Origin of the sequence: Mucilaginibacter sp., assembly GCF_028288225.1 — a bacterium.
Classification (GTDB): domain Bacteria; phylum Bacteroidota; class Bacteroidia; order Sphingobacteriales; family Sphingobacteriaceae; genus Mucilaginibacter.
Map to the genome: position 1 here is coordinate 23,850 of NZ_JAQBOC010000015.1, position 15,463 is coordinate 39,312.

Annotated in this window: 14 protein-coding genes; 3 read left to right on the forward strand and 11 right to left on the reverse strand. The window is 41.4% G+C overall.

Annotation, left to right across the window (positions count from 1 at the left end; genetic code table 11):
* Window positions 1–80 precede the first annotated feature (80 nt).
* Window positions 81–1,100, forward strand: a complete 1,020-nt coding sequence (locus JWQ54_RS03835; protein ID WP_299580470.1) for a PIN domain-containing protein — start codon at window positions 81–83, stop codon at window positions 1,098–1,100.
* 9 nt (window positions 1,101–1,109) lie between these two features.
* On the opposite strand, the gene JWQ54_RS03840 is transcribed toward JWQ54_RS03835, so the two are convergent.
* From JWQ54_RS03840 to JWQ54_RS03875, 8 genes are all read right to left on the reverse strand, one after another.
* Entirely contained in the window at window positions 1,110–1,391 is a 282-nt protein-coding gene (locus JWQ54_RS03840; RefSeq protein ID WP_299580473.1) for a hypothetical protein, read from the reverse strand.
* Between the two features lie 430 nt (window positions 1,392–1,821).
* Window positions 1,822–2,652, reverse strand: coding sequence for a nucleotide-binding protein (locus JWQ54_RS03845; RefSeq protein ID WP_299580475.1), 831 nt, complete (start codon window positions 2,650–2,652; stop codon window positions 1,822–1,824).
* A 26-nt stretch (window positions 2,653–2,678) separates the two neighbouring features.
* Window positions 2,679–4,181 (reverse strand): hypothetical protein, encoded by a 1,503-nt coding sequence (locus JWQ54_RS03850; RefSeq protein ID WP_299580478.1) that lies wholly within the window; start codon window positions 4,179–4,181, stop codon window positions 2,679–2,681.
* Complete coding sequence (locus JWQ54_RS03855; protein ID WP_299580481.1) at window positions 4,171–6,849, reverse strand: hypothetical protein; 2,679 nt, start codon at window positions 6,847–6,849, stop codon at window positions 4,171–4,173. The genes JWQ54_RS03850 and JWQ54_RS03855 overlap by 11 nt, the downstream gene beginning before the upstream one ends.
* A gap of 143 nt (window positions 6,850–6,992) precedes the next feature.
* Window positions 6,993–8,000, reverse strand: coding sequence for a hypothetical protein (locus JWQ54_RS03860; RefSeq protein ID WP_299580484.1), 1,008 nt, complete (start codon window positions 7,998–8,000; stop codon window positions 6,993–6,995).
* Window positions 8,001–8,055: 55 nt separating this feature from the next.
* Window positions 8,056–9,744: a hypothetical protein gene (locus JWQ54_RS03865; RefSeq protein ID WP_299580487.1), complete on the reverse strand. Its 1,689-nt coding sequence runs from the start codon at window positions 9,742–9,744 to the stop codon at window positions 8,056–8,058.
* Between the two features lie 446 nt (window positions 9,745–10,190).
* A complete protein-coding gene (locus tag JWQ54_RS03870) occupies window positions 10,191–10,832 on the reverse strand; it encodes a hypothetical protein (protein ID WP_299580490.1) in 642 nt (213 codons plus the stop codon).
* A gap of 81 nt (window positions 10,833–10,913) precedes the next feature.
* Window positions 10,914–12,353 (reverse strand): HEPN domain-containing protein, encoded by a 1,440-nt coding sequence (locus JWQ54_RS03875; RefSeq protein WP_299580493.1) that lies wholly within the window; start codon window positions 12,351–12,353, stop codon window positions 10,914–10,916.
* 140 nt (window positions 12,354–12,493) lie between these two features.
* Here JWQ54_RS03875 and JWQ54_RS03880 point away from each other — a divergent pair, with 140 nt between their 5' ends.
* The gene (locus JWQ54_RS03880) at window positions 12,494–12,892 is read left to right on the forward strand and encodes a helix-turn-helix transcriptional regulator (protein ID WP_299580496.1); all 399 of its coding nucleotides are present in this window, start codon (window positions 12,494–12,496) and stop codon (window positions 12,890–12,892) included.
* Window positions 12,893–12,895: 3 nt separating this feature from the next.
* Window positions 12,896–13,159, forward strand: a complete 264-nt coding sequence (locus tag JWQ54_RS03885) for a hypothetical protein (RefSeq protein ID WP_299580499.1) — start codon at window positions 12,896–12,898, stop codon at window positions 13,157–13,159.
* 14 nt (window positions 13,160–13,173) lie between these two features.
* On the opposite strand, the gene JWQ54_RS03890 is transcribed toward JWQ54_RS03885, so the two are convergent.
* From JWQ54_RS03890 to JWQ54_RS03900, 3 genes are all read right to left on the reverse strand, one after another.
* A complete protein-coding gene (locus JWQ54_RS03890) occupies window positions 13,174–14,376 on the reverse strand; it encodes a relaxase/mobilization nuclease domain-containing protein (protein WP_299580502.1) in 1,203 nt (400 codons plus the stop codon).
* A complete protein-coding gene (mobC, locus tag JWQ54_RS03895) occupies window positions 14,373–14,708 on the reverse strand; it encodes a plasmid mobilization relaxosome protein MobC (RefSeq protein ID WP_299580504.1) in 336 nt (111 codons plus the stop codon). The genes JWQ54_RS03890 and mobC overlap by 4 nt, the downstream gene beginning before the upstream one ends.
* A 104-nt stretch (window positions 14,709–14,812) precedes the next feature.
* Window positions 14,813–15,103, reverse strand: a complete 291-nt coding sequence (locus JWQ54_RS03900) for a helix-turn-helix domain-containing protein (RefSeq protein ID WP_175269603.1) — start codon at window positions 15,101–15,103, stop codon at window positions 14,813–14,815.
* Window positions 15,104–15,463 lie beyond the last annotated feature (360 nt).

Sequence of the window (15,463 nt, forward strand, 5' to 3'; positions counted from 1 at the left end):
CGCCGGACCCGGCGGAGCCGGGGAACACCCCCATTAGCTTTCAAGTTTCAAAGGAACTATCTTTACTACAAACTTGAACAATGCTTAACCTACTCATAGACACCTGCGTGTGGCTCGATATTGCTAAAGATGCAGAACAGCAAAGGATTTTGCGAGTACTTCAGGAATTGATGGAGATGGGAGAAGTGAAACTGTTGTTGCCAGAAACGGTATTAAACGAGTTCAATAATAATAAGGAAAGAGTTATCAAAGAAAGTAACCAAAGCCTTGCCAGCGCCATCAAGCGGACAAAAAGGGTGGTAGAAAGACTGGGTTCAAGCGATGTACGACAATCAACTTTAGATGAACTCGACGATATTAATTTTAAAATCACACATATACCTAATTCGACAGCCAATAGTGTTGAAGAAATCGAGAAATTATTCTACAAAATAAATCTGCTGCCTGCAACTGAAATCATCAAATTAAATGCCGCAACAAGGGCGGTTGACAAACGTGCGCCTTTTCATAAAAACAAAAACAGTTTTAATGACGCCATCATTATTGAAACCTATGGTGCGCAAATCCAAGAAAGCGTTACGAAAGATGAATACTTCGCGTTTGTAACGCATAATACCGCAGACTTCAGTTTACCAAATGGCAATCAAAAAAAACCGCATCCTGATTTTGCGACTTACTTTGACCAATCCGATACGTCTTATTATTATATCAATCTTGCGGAAGCTTTAAGGGACATTAGCCCTGATTTAGTATCCGACTTAATGATTGAACAGGAAGATTGGGAAATCCCGCCCAGGGAACTTTCGGAAATCATCAAAGAAGAGAATAAACTGTTTGATATTATTTGGTATCACCGCTATAAAATGCGTGTTTATCGCATAACAGAAGAAGTAAACGCTTCGTCGGAAATTAAAAACAAGCAGGAAGAAATAAGAAGGCAGGTTTTAGAAGTGGCGATAACGGCAGCAAAAAAGATCGAAAAGAGGTATGGCAAGAAAAATCTTGGTCCCTGGGACGATTTTGAATTGGGCATGTTACATGGTAAAATGTCGGCCTTGCGCTGGGTACTTGGTGATGAGTGGGATTTCTTGGATACTTAATCTTTGCCATTAGCTTTGTACATCGCATTTTTTACAACTATAACCTTGCGAAATACTTTCAAACGGGAGGTACCCGTATAAGGCTTCAGTATAATAATCCGTAAACAGGAAATGGTCGCCGGTAAAAATTTCACACTTCGGGCAGGTATTGGACAAATATGCTTTTCCTACCGTTTTGCTGTGATTATTTTTGATGACTACGCCTTTAGTACCGGCGGTAGCTAATTCTTGTTCTGAAAATCGATCAGGCCCGGCATCATAGCCGCCCCAGTCGATTACCGCTACTTTCATGACATTTCCAGCAGTCAGCATCAATAACCATAAGATTTTTCTCCTGCTGAAAACCGCCGCAATTTTTGCATTTCGGCAAGTAACTACAAATTTGGGTTTCTGCAAACAATCGAAAAGGTTCCCGTCGTTGTCCGGCGGCGCAATTTGCAGGTAAGCCGTATCTGTCAGCCGGTATTTTTCGGAAAGTACAGTGTTTAATTTTTTGTTTTTGGAAACGCACAGACACTCAATAATACATCATTTACACCCAAAAACTGTATCAATCGATCTTTACCCGGCACTACACGGACAGCACGAACTTTGCTTAATAAATCTGTTGTGTGAAGTTTCCGGCAATGCGAACACTTCCATTCATTGGGTAGCGCTTTACGATTGATCAAATGGTCGTTAAGGATGGCTAAAGTTTGTTTTAATGCAGTTACTGGCATGGTCAACGACTATAATTATGTTGAAAAGCTTTATTGATATCCAATTTCAATCCCGCTTGCTTCAGTTCTTTTGCAAGCAGCAGTTTCCAACCATCTGCCTCATCATACTGGATATACAAAACGCCATCATAATCGGAAGGCGTTTCAACAGGCCCTTTTAAAATACCACAAACTTTATCTCGTCCTATTCTTCCGATGAAATAACCCAATTCAAAAATTACATTTTGGCGTGCCCGGAACCGTTGCTGATCAGGTTCAACTTTTATGGAGCGGCCAACATCATCAGGAGTAAGCAGTACGACGGCAAAACCGACATCAGCGTGCGCTTCAAATTTTTCAATGATCGTTTGCCCCTGATTACTTTGCTCATGCAGAATGATCACTTCGAGCCCCATTTTTTCGAGGTATCTCGCTGTTTTCTCTTTCAGTTCGTTATCATGCCCATGTACTAAAAATATTTTATTAGAGCTTATTTTCTTTTGCTTTACCGCAGGAATTGATTTGGGCTCCGCCGAAAATTCCGGTTCGCTTTCAATAACACCCAGCGTTGCATCCAATATATCTATGATGACCGTTGTCAAATCCATTCCGTAAGGCGCCTCGAATATCATATCGAAAGGATTTGCATTAGAATATTTATAGCCGCCTATCATTGGTGGAGGGGCTATGGTTACCAATTTCATAGTCCCTGCCTTATTGGCGATTTGCTGGATTTTATGAATGCTTTTGCTGATAGACGACCGCAGCGCCATGGTCGGATTACGATTGTATTTAATTAATAAGTTGCGAAATTCGTTAATTTGATCGGTGTAGGTTTGCTGTTTTGAATTCATAATTGTAAAGATTGCAAATAAAAATATCAATAGGCGCTCGGGTTTTTAAGGTTTCCGTCGATAATAATCACCGCGATTTTTGAAGTTGTCGGCGCTGTTTCATGGCCATGAAATACGGCTGGTATCATGAATACATTATTTGCTGCCGGAGCAGAAGGCAAAGTTTTCGTTGTCAGATCAAGTATGCAAAGTATGGCTAGATCAGCGGAAACTGCCGATGCATAGACAGACGGCTGCCGTTTGTACTGATCGACCATTTTTACCCTGTCAGCTACCGTTTTCTCCACTTTCAATTCCGCTATAATATTCGAGTAACGAATTTCGACACGCCCCCCTGCAACATGACCTTCTTTTACTATGTCGCCGCCGATCACTGGATTAGCGGATAAGTAAGTAATCAGGCGATCCCGGAAATCATCTTCTGATAATTTGTTGATGGTTTTATAAATACCGTGTAAAGCGCAATAACCGGCATAATTTAATATCCCCGAAAGCAAAATGATAAAGTGATCAAGTTCTTGACTGTCAATATCCGGCAAGTCTTTCTTTATTTCTAAACCAATGTCCCAGGCTTTTTTATTGAGCTTGCTGAATCCCGTTGGGTATTTAAAAGTCTTTTCATCAATAACCTGTGTGATCAATTCATCGTACCCTATAAGATGCGGGTAAGTTGGTTCCCCGGTTGCAGATATCAATTGGGCCATCAACCTGATAGCTATAGGCGGGGCAAAAGTATTCTGCCCGTACTTAAAAATTACCTGTCCCCTGATCGAATACGAGAGCTCTTTTGTCAATTGAATTTCCGGGAGTGACAGTACAAAAAAATCGTCTCCGGTAGTGCTCACGTGCCGAATGATCAATTTGCTATAATTCTGCGGCAATCGATTAAGTTTGATTACGCCATTTATAGTGTATTGAGTTTCAGGTTTGAGTACTTGTGGGTTTGCCCACGACTCATTGTCTGTGGAAAATTGAACCGATAACAATAATGGCTCCGCTTCTTTTTCTTTTTCACTATCAGGAGATGAAATGTGCCGCTGGAAATGTGCATAAGGGTTCGTTTCGACGCCATGAATGAATGGCAGGCGAAGCATGGCAAAATCATCAATTTTATTGTAGAAGTCTGTTAGTTGGTCACAATTACTTATCCCAGCTGCAAGTTTGTTCATTTCTCCTACCGATGGCCTGGAACTATCCAGTTTACCAGCAAGCTCTGTAAGATGGGCCAAATTAAATTGATTGGCTTTTTTCATCGCCTCGGCTGTATTTTCGCCCGATTTAAGCGCCTGTAGATAGGCTGCCTGGAATTTGGCAACAACAAAAAAGTATTCCATAAACTGAAAGTACGGTTCGTCAAAAGTATCCGTGGCGTTTGCTATCAAGTCTTTAACAACCTCAATGATGGCGTCCAGCTTTTCTAAAATACCCGTCAGTCCGACTTTGTTGCCGGGATACAGGGCTAGCTTCAATTCTTTTAATTTGAATTGGGCCTGGGTAAATTCCGGTGAGCTATTGCGATTAAAATACATTTGCTGCAGCGTTTAGGTTGTTAAGTTTTTCAGTTTGATTAAAGGCCAATTCACTCGCCGCCAATAGTTGCCAGAATTCAATGTTACGTCTAATGCGTTTGTTGGCTTCCACGTCTTCAAATTGAATTTTGAGATTTATAGTAACCTCTTGAAGTAATGAGTAGCACTCAAAATAGCCTAGAACATCTAATATCTGCGCAATTTCAAAATGCCGCTCCATCGCTGTTCCGGGTAAATTAAGCAATTCGCGGAAATGTGCTTCCTGAGCAATAACAAATTTTCTGTCCAGGTGATGCATCTTAAAATAAAAGTCCAGACGGTCATCTTGTCCGCCGCCATTATAGGGAAACCGTATCAAAAAAGAAAGCACACCTTCCAGCCAAAGTGCAGCAACCTCGGGTGTTCTTTTTGCCAAATACCACAACTTTTCGAGTTGTTCTTTGGCTTGATAATAATCACCGGTTTTAATTCGCGGACTGATAAAGTTTGCAGGAATCTTGTAAAGCGCTTCAGGCTGGTCGGCTACGAAAGAAAGCACCTGGTCAATCACTGCTGACAGTTTTGCGTCATCGTTCTCTTTAGAATAAATGTCAGCAATCCGGACCAATAAGACGGCCATATCGTATTGCTGGCGGTCGTTCATAAATGGGCGAAGCTTATTCGCAATTTCAATAGCGTTGCTTATAACGAACGCCCAGGTAGTGTACAAAGCATCTTTATGAATTTGCAGGTGTGCCGCAGTGATTCTTTCAGGATAATTACCAGCAACTGTGCCTAATATGACCAATGCTAGTCCTTTAACGCCGGGATCGCTATCTTGTAGGAAAACATCAAAAAGATCCCAAAGCGAAGAGGTCACCAGCATTGGGAATTTGTCAAATATTTTGTCTAGGAACCGTAAAGCAATGTAGCGTATGTTTTTAGAATCGGGGTCCAGCAGGTGCGTATACAGCTGCGGCATAAAACCGGCCAGTACTACCGGGTCTTTACCATAATCCGTGACGATGGTAATCAGCTCCCGCTTGTATTGCTCATTTTTAACAGAACTAATTTCAGGGATAACTGAATATACTTTAGGGAGATTTTGCTGCGGGGCTGTTTTACATAACTCGCCAATGATCCGTTTAGTTTCCTGGTACCGACTATGAATCTCATGCTGCAAATTTTCGATTTCATAGAAGCCCTTACCAACCAAATAGTTAAATGTGGTACGTTCCCCCGGCTCTTTGTCTTCCAGTTCTTTTTGATAATATTTAAACAGGGCCTCTTCCTCAGCGACTTTGGACAGGTAGCCTAAAAAGCCGTCAAAACGATTCTGGAATAATTCGGGCCTTTGTTGGACAAAATAAGACAGCTCATGTCTTGCCGCCGTCTTGACCTCTTCCGCTACATTGCTGTTGAGGATATCACCGATCAGCTCATCCACGAGGGCTGCTGTGATCTCGGGATGGTTATCTGCAAAAGCCCTGTCATCTATTAATTTGATGCTTAACCTTGGCAATAGCGCTTTTGCAGCAACCGAAAGCTTTGCTTTTTCCTTTTTTAAGCAGTCCCACGTACCAGAAGGATCGTGGTTAAAGAGCACATGTACGGTTTCCAACGTAACCCCGTCGGCAGACTCTTCATATTGATCATCAGTAAACTCGAGCGACCGAATAACTTCAGTTGTTAAGTCAGTGACAAATTCCGGCAGCGATGGTAACAGTCTTTGCAGTAATAAGTCAATATTGATCCGCTTATTTTTTTCATTGACAGCCAGGTGCTGCCTGAAAATAATTTTTAGTTGCTCTGGTGCTGTTTTGCCTAATTTGATTAGTAATTGTTCTGCATTTTGAAAATTCCTTTCGGGATCAGCCGGCTCACTGATAAATCGCTTGTACCAAAGCCGGTTAATCAGGTTATCGATGGTTGCTGTATAATCGTTAATGTTATCCTGATCAATATAAGTATTCAGTACTTTAGCCACCTTGTCAAAATGCGGAGAAGTGCCAATCTGTTCTTTCGCCAGGTCAAACGCATTAATGGGTAAATATCTTCTACCGGCCATTACCGCGCAGGCCGCATCAATACAATCTGCCCCGGCTTTTTCATCGTCAAAGTACATTAAAAGGACATTTAGTGCATCATCACTAAAAAAAGAAGGGTCGAGCAATGCGGCGGCGGCAAGTTTGGCTGCGATTGTCGTGCGTTGATCTTCATCTGCCAGTTCGGCTAGCAGTTTAAGGATCGATAATTGGGTTGTATTGGCATTCTTCTTTCCTGCCGCGATCAACATATTGGTTTCCTGCTTGATCTTTTCTGCAAGAATTGTTTTTTGCTTTGCTTTCTCCAATTGCTCGTCTGAACGCTTTTGTAATTTGGCGAGGACGACGTCTCCATAGTTCGGTTCACGACGGGCTTGGTGAAACTTGCATGTTATACAATTGCGCCCGATAAACTCTTCAGCAACTACCGACACACGCAGCCAGTCCGCAGGAAAAGCCGCATGTTGGCAATCAAGTTTTACACCATTGGCGAAACCATACATTTCTGCTACCATTCCACGTGCATAACCCTGGACATTCAAATGAACACACCAATTTTCCACCTGCGGCATCAGCTCCGCGTTTTCACGGCCAATCTCTTTGATCTCGTCAATGTTTTTTTGAATGCTGTCTATTTTGACCATGTTTAGGCTTGCAAGCGGTTAATCTTCAAATTTACCGAATTAGTTTTAGGAACACAGATGAAACATTTGAAAGCCTCACTATCGACGCGAAACTCAATGGTTTTCGGACGCTATAATTCGACGGAAAGATAGTGGCACTGCGCTCAACGCTTAGAAAGATTATTCAGCCACTCGTTTATGTCAATACCTAGGGGAATGCCTACGAGATTTTCCGTTGGAAAAATCATTGAGAGCCCCAGGTTATTTGTTATTGACTCCTTTGAGGAAAAGATTGCTGTGTAGTAAGAACGCACGATGTCGTCAATAGGATTATTGATATCAAACTGGGCATAGGGAACTATTGGCGCGGCATTAAAATCATCCTCAGGTAGCAACCTTTTAAATCCAGGCAAGTTAACCTGAAAGATTTGGTCAATACAATACAGGCAAAAAATATGTTGCGGTAATTTAGGGTTGTCGACATTAGCCTTTTTCTCAAACAATAAGCCAAATGGCCTGGCCAGCACTAGGTCTGTTTCGGTAACGGTCACTCTTTTTAAATGGTCGAACCCCGTTATATCATCCATCTCCATCAGGAAACGAAATCCAAGTTCGTAATCAGGAACAGCCCCGGCTGGTAAATTCCCCAAGGCCATTTTTAAGAGCGCGCGATAGATGCTTTCGGGTTTGTACTTTTGTGACTCCAGGCTGATGTTTGCTTTGCCGTTTTGCATATCAACATGAAATTCGCCACTATTAGGATTTGTATTTTGAACCCATAAAAAATCGTTCCCCAGGCTTTTAACCTTGACTCCCCCTTTGGCCGATTGAAAGCCAGGGGCTTTTACGTCGGTACGCAAATGATTGATCGTTCTGGATATGCCCAAATAGGCAGCCAGATCATTTTCCGCCCTTTTGAAAAATTGGTTACACTGATCGCATTCATCAATCGAAAAAAAATTGTTTTGACCAAGCAAGTTGGAGATTAGGTGCGTATCCTGTCTAAAAGTTGTTTTTCCTTTTTTCTTTTTGCAGAAGCGGCATTCAACGGTTAACCGCTTTTGCTTTTTAGATTCTCCGCGATTAGGCAGTAAAGTCCCCTGGTAGGTTACGGGCTCATACAATTCCATAAATTCAGCATTGAGCTGCCGCTGTTCTTTTGAAACATACACCGTTCGCACCTGTTTATTCATTATTTATAAAATTACGGATAATCAAGTATACCATCTACCTTTTTACGCGGTTATTTTCCTTTGCCCCAAAAGCCTCAAAAATAGGTACGACCCGTTTTCTCACTATTGAATAATCGTGTTTGATATGATTGCGGTTAAGTGTGTTATAAAACGGCGGCAGAAATCGGGAGCGAAGATTATACGATAAAAGCGACCAAAGATGGTCGGGGTTTTTATTCAATGCTCCCTGCATTTGCTCCAAATCGCCAACGTGCATTAAATTCAGGCGATAAACGTAGATACCTTTCCGCTTATAATCACTGCCCAACAATTCCCGGAACCTTTTATTGAAAACCTCCGCCATTAACGGAGCCTGCAAAGCCTTATCGTTAAATATAATTACCGGCCAAATTCTAATTTTATTTTGTGAATCAAATTCCGGATCGACGACTTGTGCGGTGGTGGCAATATTTTTAATATTATTTACTAGTTGGTCAACACCAAAACTTTCAAAAAATTTGTCACGGTCGTTTTTGTATAACGCGTCAATCGTTCCGCCGTACTTTTCGTTATCATACAGAGACACTGATTTTACTTCAGCCAATAGCACTTTGCGAAAATGCCTGATGTAAATATCACTGCCTTCTCCTTCCTGCTTTTTTGTTTTGATCTTTAACTCATTAAACATTTTAATAACGTAATCTCCGCGCTGATAAAATGAATAATTAAAGATCTCCCGGACATAATCCTCAAAAAAATAACCAATGATTGATTTATAATCCTGGAACTTAAATTCCTTACCATTGGATTTATTTTTTCCTTTCAGGTAGTCGAACCAAAAATCGTTAATGAACTGTTGATAGGCTTTATCTAATAAAATACTATTATCAGCAAGCACATAGTGTCCTTTGTCACGGTGATAAAAAGGACCTCTGCGAATGTCTAATAATTTAATGGTTTCCGCCTGGTCAAATCTTTTAGATAGTATATCAAACAGGAATTTCAGGGCGTGGTCTTCCTGAATAATATAATAAAAATTCATGTCTTTATTCAGGTGCTCGTTTGCAAAAAACATTTGAAGAAGTTCAAAAATAAACCGCTCATAGGAAATGGTATAAACTTCATTGAAGTAAGCTGTTAAATGATCTTTTAATTCAGCATTAGATACGAAATAATCCATCAGCTTTAAACCCCTGTGCATAATGTATAAGGGATCATTAAGCAATATCGATTCACCCAATGGAAGAAGTTTAGGATTTAACGACTCAAAAGTCACCGTCTCACCCTCTTTTGGTTGCTTTTGCTTACTTATGTGCTCATTTACACAAAACAAATACTGCAACAGTGGTTCCCATACCGGGGGTGACATTTTATAATCAGGGATGACCGCAATATCAGACCTTAACACTTCCTCTATTCCAAACATACAGGATTGTCTGCTGAACAGATTAGTTTTCTTACCATCGACCAATTGGTTGATTGCGGTAATATATTTATTAGCCAATCTTTTATCACCGCCACAAAAATAAAGTAACTCCCGCTGCTGTGCGTAAATTGAAGAGTCTACTTCTTTGGAGAAACGCCCCTTTAAACGAAAGTTCAAACCAGCAAGTTCAGCAATGATATGATCCTTTGATATATTCTTGATCAGGCCGAGCCGATTAGTCGGCGAATCGACGCCCAAGATGTCTTTGTATCCTAAAACTACATTGGAAGTAGGTAAGGTGCTGATCCTTCGTTTCATAATAACTATAAAAATAGCAATAAAAGGCCGCCATTGCTGGCAGCCTTTTCCAAAACTCTGTTGACTGTTTATTTACTGTCTTTACTTTTGAGTTCGGTGACTTCGTTGCGGCATTGCTGGGAAAGGGCTTTATTTCCTGGTAGGCCTTATATTATTGTTTAACTAAACACTCCAAGCCATTGCATCGCTTAAACAACAGGCAGCAGCAAGTAGGAAAATTGTCAATAGCGGTGCATGCCTTAGAAAACTAATAATTGCACCGTTTATATACTATTGACAGTTTTCCTGCGATGCTAATTTTGTGATAGCGGTGCATTGACTCTTAAGATGTAATTATAAAGTGAAACCCGATACCACTAATCATTCTCACCAGAGGCAGCAAGGCGACGGCATAAAAGCCGCCACCATAACTGCCCGGTTCCCACACAGGTGTTTATCAGTATATCTTATGTTTTCTTTATGTCCCTTAAAGCCCTGACTTCCACAATAACGAATACCGCTTCGATCAACCGGATCATCTCCTTATAGAAGTCGTATAGTTCCTTTACGTCCATCGTAGAGTATTCCCAGGAATTGACAATGGCCGAATGACACCAAAAGTCAAGCGTTTGTTTGGCATCAAAAACGTCCCGCGATGCGAAGAACTCGTCAACCACCAAAAATGGTTCCTGCTCTTCACCGGTGGTCAATTCCTGCAATTCAAAGTCGTCATCTTTATAATTAAACCACTTCATCGCATCCAGTATATAATTAGACCATTCGTAATACGGGGTATCAATGCCGCCGCGAATGCTGGTTTCCTCTTTTGTCAAACGGTCACCCCGTTGATAAATGATCCAAAGCGCGTCAAGCATTTGCCCCATTCGCTGGAATGTATAGATACACCTGATCAGCTTATCCCGTTTCCATTTATTATTATCCTCAATTGCTGCGATCAGCCACCTTTCAAGCCACTTTCTATACCGGCACAGGTAATTACTTGGATAAAAGAAGTGCACTAAAACATCATAAGGATTTTCAAATTCTTCAGGGGTTAGCCCTACAGGAGCGTTACGCCATTGTGGTGCACTGTTTTGTATGGTTATCATATCATTAATTTTATCAGCAGCCATGCGGGGCGGCGCCAGAAACTTGCCGCCCGCAAAAACTGCTATGAGTTGAATCAGTAATTATTTAAGCTTCTCTACATAACTGCTATAGATCGTTTCAGCGCTATGGTAAAAAGCCGTAATAGTATCGGTTAATGCATTTATAGATGTTTCATCAGGCTCAAAGGAATTATTATACCTTGATTGCGAATAGGCATTTTGTAATAACGTAAATTCTTGTACGCCTTCTTTGGAATCCAGCCGGAATACATTTTTAAGTTCATCGGTTATTAATAAGCTAAGACGAAGCAACCTGGAAAGATTATGCATTTGTACCCGGTAACCCAAAACCGCCTGGATAACCGCTTTTAACGTGCTTTCTACAACCTGATGTAAAAGAAAAGCAGTTAGGCGATAATTCTGCCTGCTCCTGTAAAATTCAGCGCCGTCCAGAAACTCTTTGGCCTGTTTGCCCCAGCGATCCCAATGAAAGGATGCTCGTTCTATTAGATAGTCGTCGCTTAAATTTTTTGGTGCGGGTAGCTCCAGTGCAGGTGATTGGTAAATGATATAGCCCCTTGCCACCGCGTTTGTCCAGAACCGGTTACCGGCTTCTATGCCTGATCTTGCACTCGAAGATTTATGTACAAGCACATGAACCTTCGCTAAATGCCTGCAATGATCTTCGATCTTATTGCTGAGTTCTCCTTCCGATATTCTTTCATTATCGGCTATCAGAATCAATAGGAAGAAAGTGAACGGGTGATGATGTGTACCTAAGTGAACGATCATCTGCACGGAAGTGAACCGTTTACTAATAAATTGCTGAATTTGGTTTAACCCTGATTTTTCAGCTGCGGTAGGATTGGGGGTTATTCCATTTACCCCGACCGTTTTTTTTATTCCCTCACCAGCAATAACTGTCTCCAGCTTTTCCGGTACTTCCTCGTTTTTGATTTCCCGTTGGTGGATCAGCCAGACCGCTGAATACAATTGCAGCAGGTTTTCATAAACGGTAATGATTTCACCGGGCAATACGGTTTCATCTATGGGGCCTTTGTATAAAGCGGCATGCAGCCAATCCTTTAAATAGTCCCTGTACTTTTGTGGCTTGATCTTTTTAAAGATTCTTTTAATCACCAGGTAGGGATTAAGTAACTCTTCCAAAGAGAGGTTGCTTAGAAAATAAGCCCACCTATCCTTTTCTTCCGCCAGTTGCTCTTCTTTTAGTTTTTCCCGTTTCCAGAAGTTATCCCGGTAGACCAACAATAGTAAATAAGCGGCTTCCAATATTTTTAGAGTGAGGTCATAAGTAAATAACAAGTTGCCAGGCCCATGCCTTTTATCATTGTAGTAACGGTCATTGATCACGCAGTCGCGCCATTCCTTTAAATCGCTGTTATGATCTTCCACATCTCCGGCACTAAAGAAATCCTTTACGACTGTTAAAGGGTTTTGGATCTCCGATTGTCTTAACGTTTTAGGGTAATGTTCCCATGGTGCATATCTGCCGTCATACATCGCTTTAATTGTTATACCGGCCTGTATTAACCGGCAAGACAAATTAAAGGCGGATTTTTGCCGTACCGAACCACAGCCGATTGTACTTTACAATTCGGCGGTTGTTTTGTACTTTTATATTTAAACAATACATTTGACGTATGGCAGAATCTACTTTAAATATCGGAAACAAAATCACTAAGCTACGTGAGTTGCGAGGCATGAAACAAGAAACTCTTGCCAGGGAACTTGGAATTAGCCAACAAGCGGTATCGAAAATTGAACAAAGTGCCGATGTTGACGGTGATGCATTGGAAAAAATTGCTAAGATATTAGGGGTAACAGCTGACGCTATTAGGAATTTCAGTGAAGAAGCTGTAGTTAATTACTTCAATACATTTAACGATAATAGCACGAACAACGGTGCGGTTTATGCTTTTAATAGCACTTTCAATCCAATCGACAAACTGATAGAGGTGTTTGAAGAAAACAAAAAACTGTACGAACAGCTATTACAAAGTGAGAGGGAGAAGGTTGAAATATTACGGAGTAAAAAGTAACAAATGACCGAACAAGATACCCCTAAATCCTATAGTGATCGGATGCAAAGCTTTGTAACCGACCCCGACCTTAAAGCTTTAGATAAAAAATACGAGCCTTATCTTGAAATTCACCAGATCGAAGATGTGATGGAGGCTTGTGATATCATTCAAAATCCGTCTAATGAAACTGTAATGGGTAAGCTCATTTGGAATACGGATTATGACTATCCTACTGAACTCAAACGGGACATCATTCTGTTGTATAACCGGCATTTCGTCGACTAATAAGGCGCGCTGATTTACATTCGCAGTCCTTTTCTTTTTTTCCTTTTCTTTTTAAACTCATTCAACGCAGTTTGATCCATATAACCAGCATCGTTATCAGGGCCGAGCAAATGCCGGACAAGATCGCTACCAGATAAAGCCCGATGACCCACCTGCTCGCGACCTGATTGTTGGCCTTGTAGATTTGTTCCGCGCTGGCGACTATCCTTTGTATCTGAAAGGCGAGGTTGGTTGCGGTGCTGTCCATCAGTTCCAGCCGCCTGCTTGTATTTTCGATTTGCTTTTCCGATCTGATCCTGTAGTTTTCCAGCGCCCTGCTGTACATCCTTTCTATTTCCGGCAGTAACTTTTGTATCTGCGTCAGTTCCGGCTGCTGTTCCTCTTGTGGCTGATTGTCCGGTTCCGGCTGACTGGTTGGCTCTTGTCCTAACATTTGCCTGGTATATTGTTGTGCAATCTCTTTCTTGTTCATAACTGATCGTATTTTTAATGGCCTGCCATTTATAAGCGTTTCCTAAATGCGCACCTTTAAGCTGCATTCCCTCATAGCCGTAGGATATGCCGCTTACAAAGCCAGTGCTGGCCTGGTTAAATAATATATTGATTCCTTGTGCTTCTAACTGGTCGATGAATTGCTCGGCCGTTGGCTTTTGATTAAGTACATTTTTAATGATCACTTGCAACTTCATTTTAACAGATGGCTCATCTGTACGCTTCATCATTTCCAGTTCGTTCTTCGTCATGGCCCTTTCCTGCGCCTCGCGGCTCGATATAACTTCTGTTAAGCCATATTGCTTTTCAAGCTTTCTAAGTACCTGTTCGCTGCGCTGATAGTCTTTACTGTCACTTACGACTGTTCCATCATAGCCGATACGGTTAACCAGTATATGCAGGTGCGGATGATCGGCATCAAAGTGCCGGATGATCATATACTGGTGCTGATCGAATCCCATATTGTTCAAATATTCATTTGCAATCATGTTCATTTGTTCATCGGCCAGGTTTTCATTGGGCGGAAAGTTGAGTGAAGTATGGTAGAAGTATTTTTGCAGGTTTGGTCTTCGCATTCTGACCAAAGCCACTTCCCGCATGACAGTAAGCTCATTGCCCGATGTAAAACTTGAATCCAGGATTTTAGCAACACCCTGATCAACCTTTTGCAAGTTGTATCGCAGCGCTCCCCGGAATCCCTTTCCTTTTACCTGGTCCGCTGTCATTTAATTAAACAGGTTAAGATGTCTTTCTGTGTTTTCATTAATGCGGTTAGGATACTTAGATAAGCCGGTGATAGCTTCCCTGCATGCAATTGCTTTACTGCCTGGTTAAGGTTGACACCAATCTTGTGCAATTCCCTGTAAAGCGAAGCATTAACCGGTGATAGTTTAATGAAAGGAAATCGGCCCGTGAATGCTTTATATCTTATCCAGTTGGCCGGTGTCATTCCTGATGCTTCGGCGTAATTGCAAACGGTATCATTCTCGTCTTTTGTTAACCTGATATTGACCTGTATGATCCTTTTATCTTCTTCTTGTAATGCTGGCCTTCCCATGATCTTTGATTTTAAACGAAGTGCAAAATCACTTACTTCTCCGAAGGAGCAAGCCGTTTAAGCGTAGCGAAAACATGGCTTGCTCCTGAAAACTGAACACATACTTATTTACTGAAACTGATCCGCTTGCTCTTAACTTCCCCCTTTAAGACTTTCATAATATCCTCGTAATTGTAATAGAGGATGCCGCCGATCTTGGTGAAAGGAATAGTGCCATTATCCCTGAGCGTTTGGAGGGTATTGTTGGAAATCTTAAGCAGGTTCTTGACCTGATAACTCTTGATAAACTTCCTTGGTTCTTCAGTGGAACCGCCGCTTATCAGCGCCTTCATTTGACCGAGCAGTCGTTCTCCGAACTCCTGCAAGTCTTCTTTCGTGATGATTTCTGCTGCCATAATTACTCGTTTACTAATGTTAAATATTCAAACCTAAACTGCTATCAGTTGCCCTACAAGTGCAACTTTATGTTGTACCCTTCAAACAAAGTTGTACCATTCATCTGAGAAAAGCTCACAACTCGCGCACACCTTGGGTATTTTTCGCTGATACATTTTATCATAACAATGATCCGTTTAAGCACAAAAGTGCTCACATGACACAAATAAAATTCACACCTCATGTACGAGGCAGGTGTTTTGTACAAAAATGAGTTAAGGAAATTGGAAATTACTCCGAGTTTATCCGAGTCGGACTACGAAAATGGAAGTATTAACACTTAAAAGTCTTCAGACGGCGTTAAATCTTTAAAAGAACTT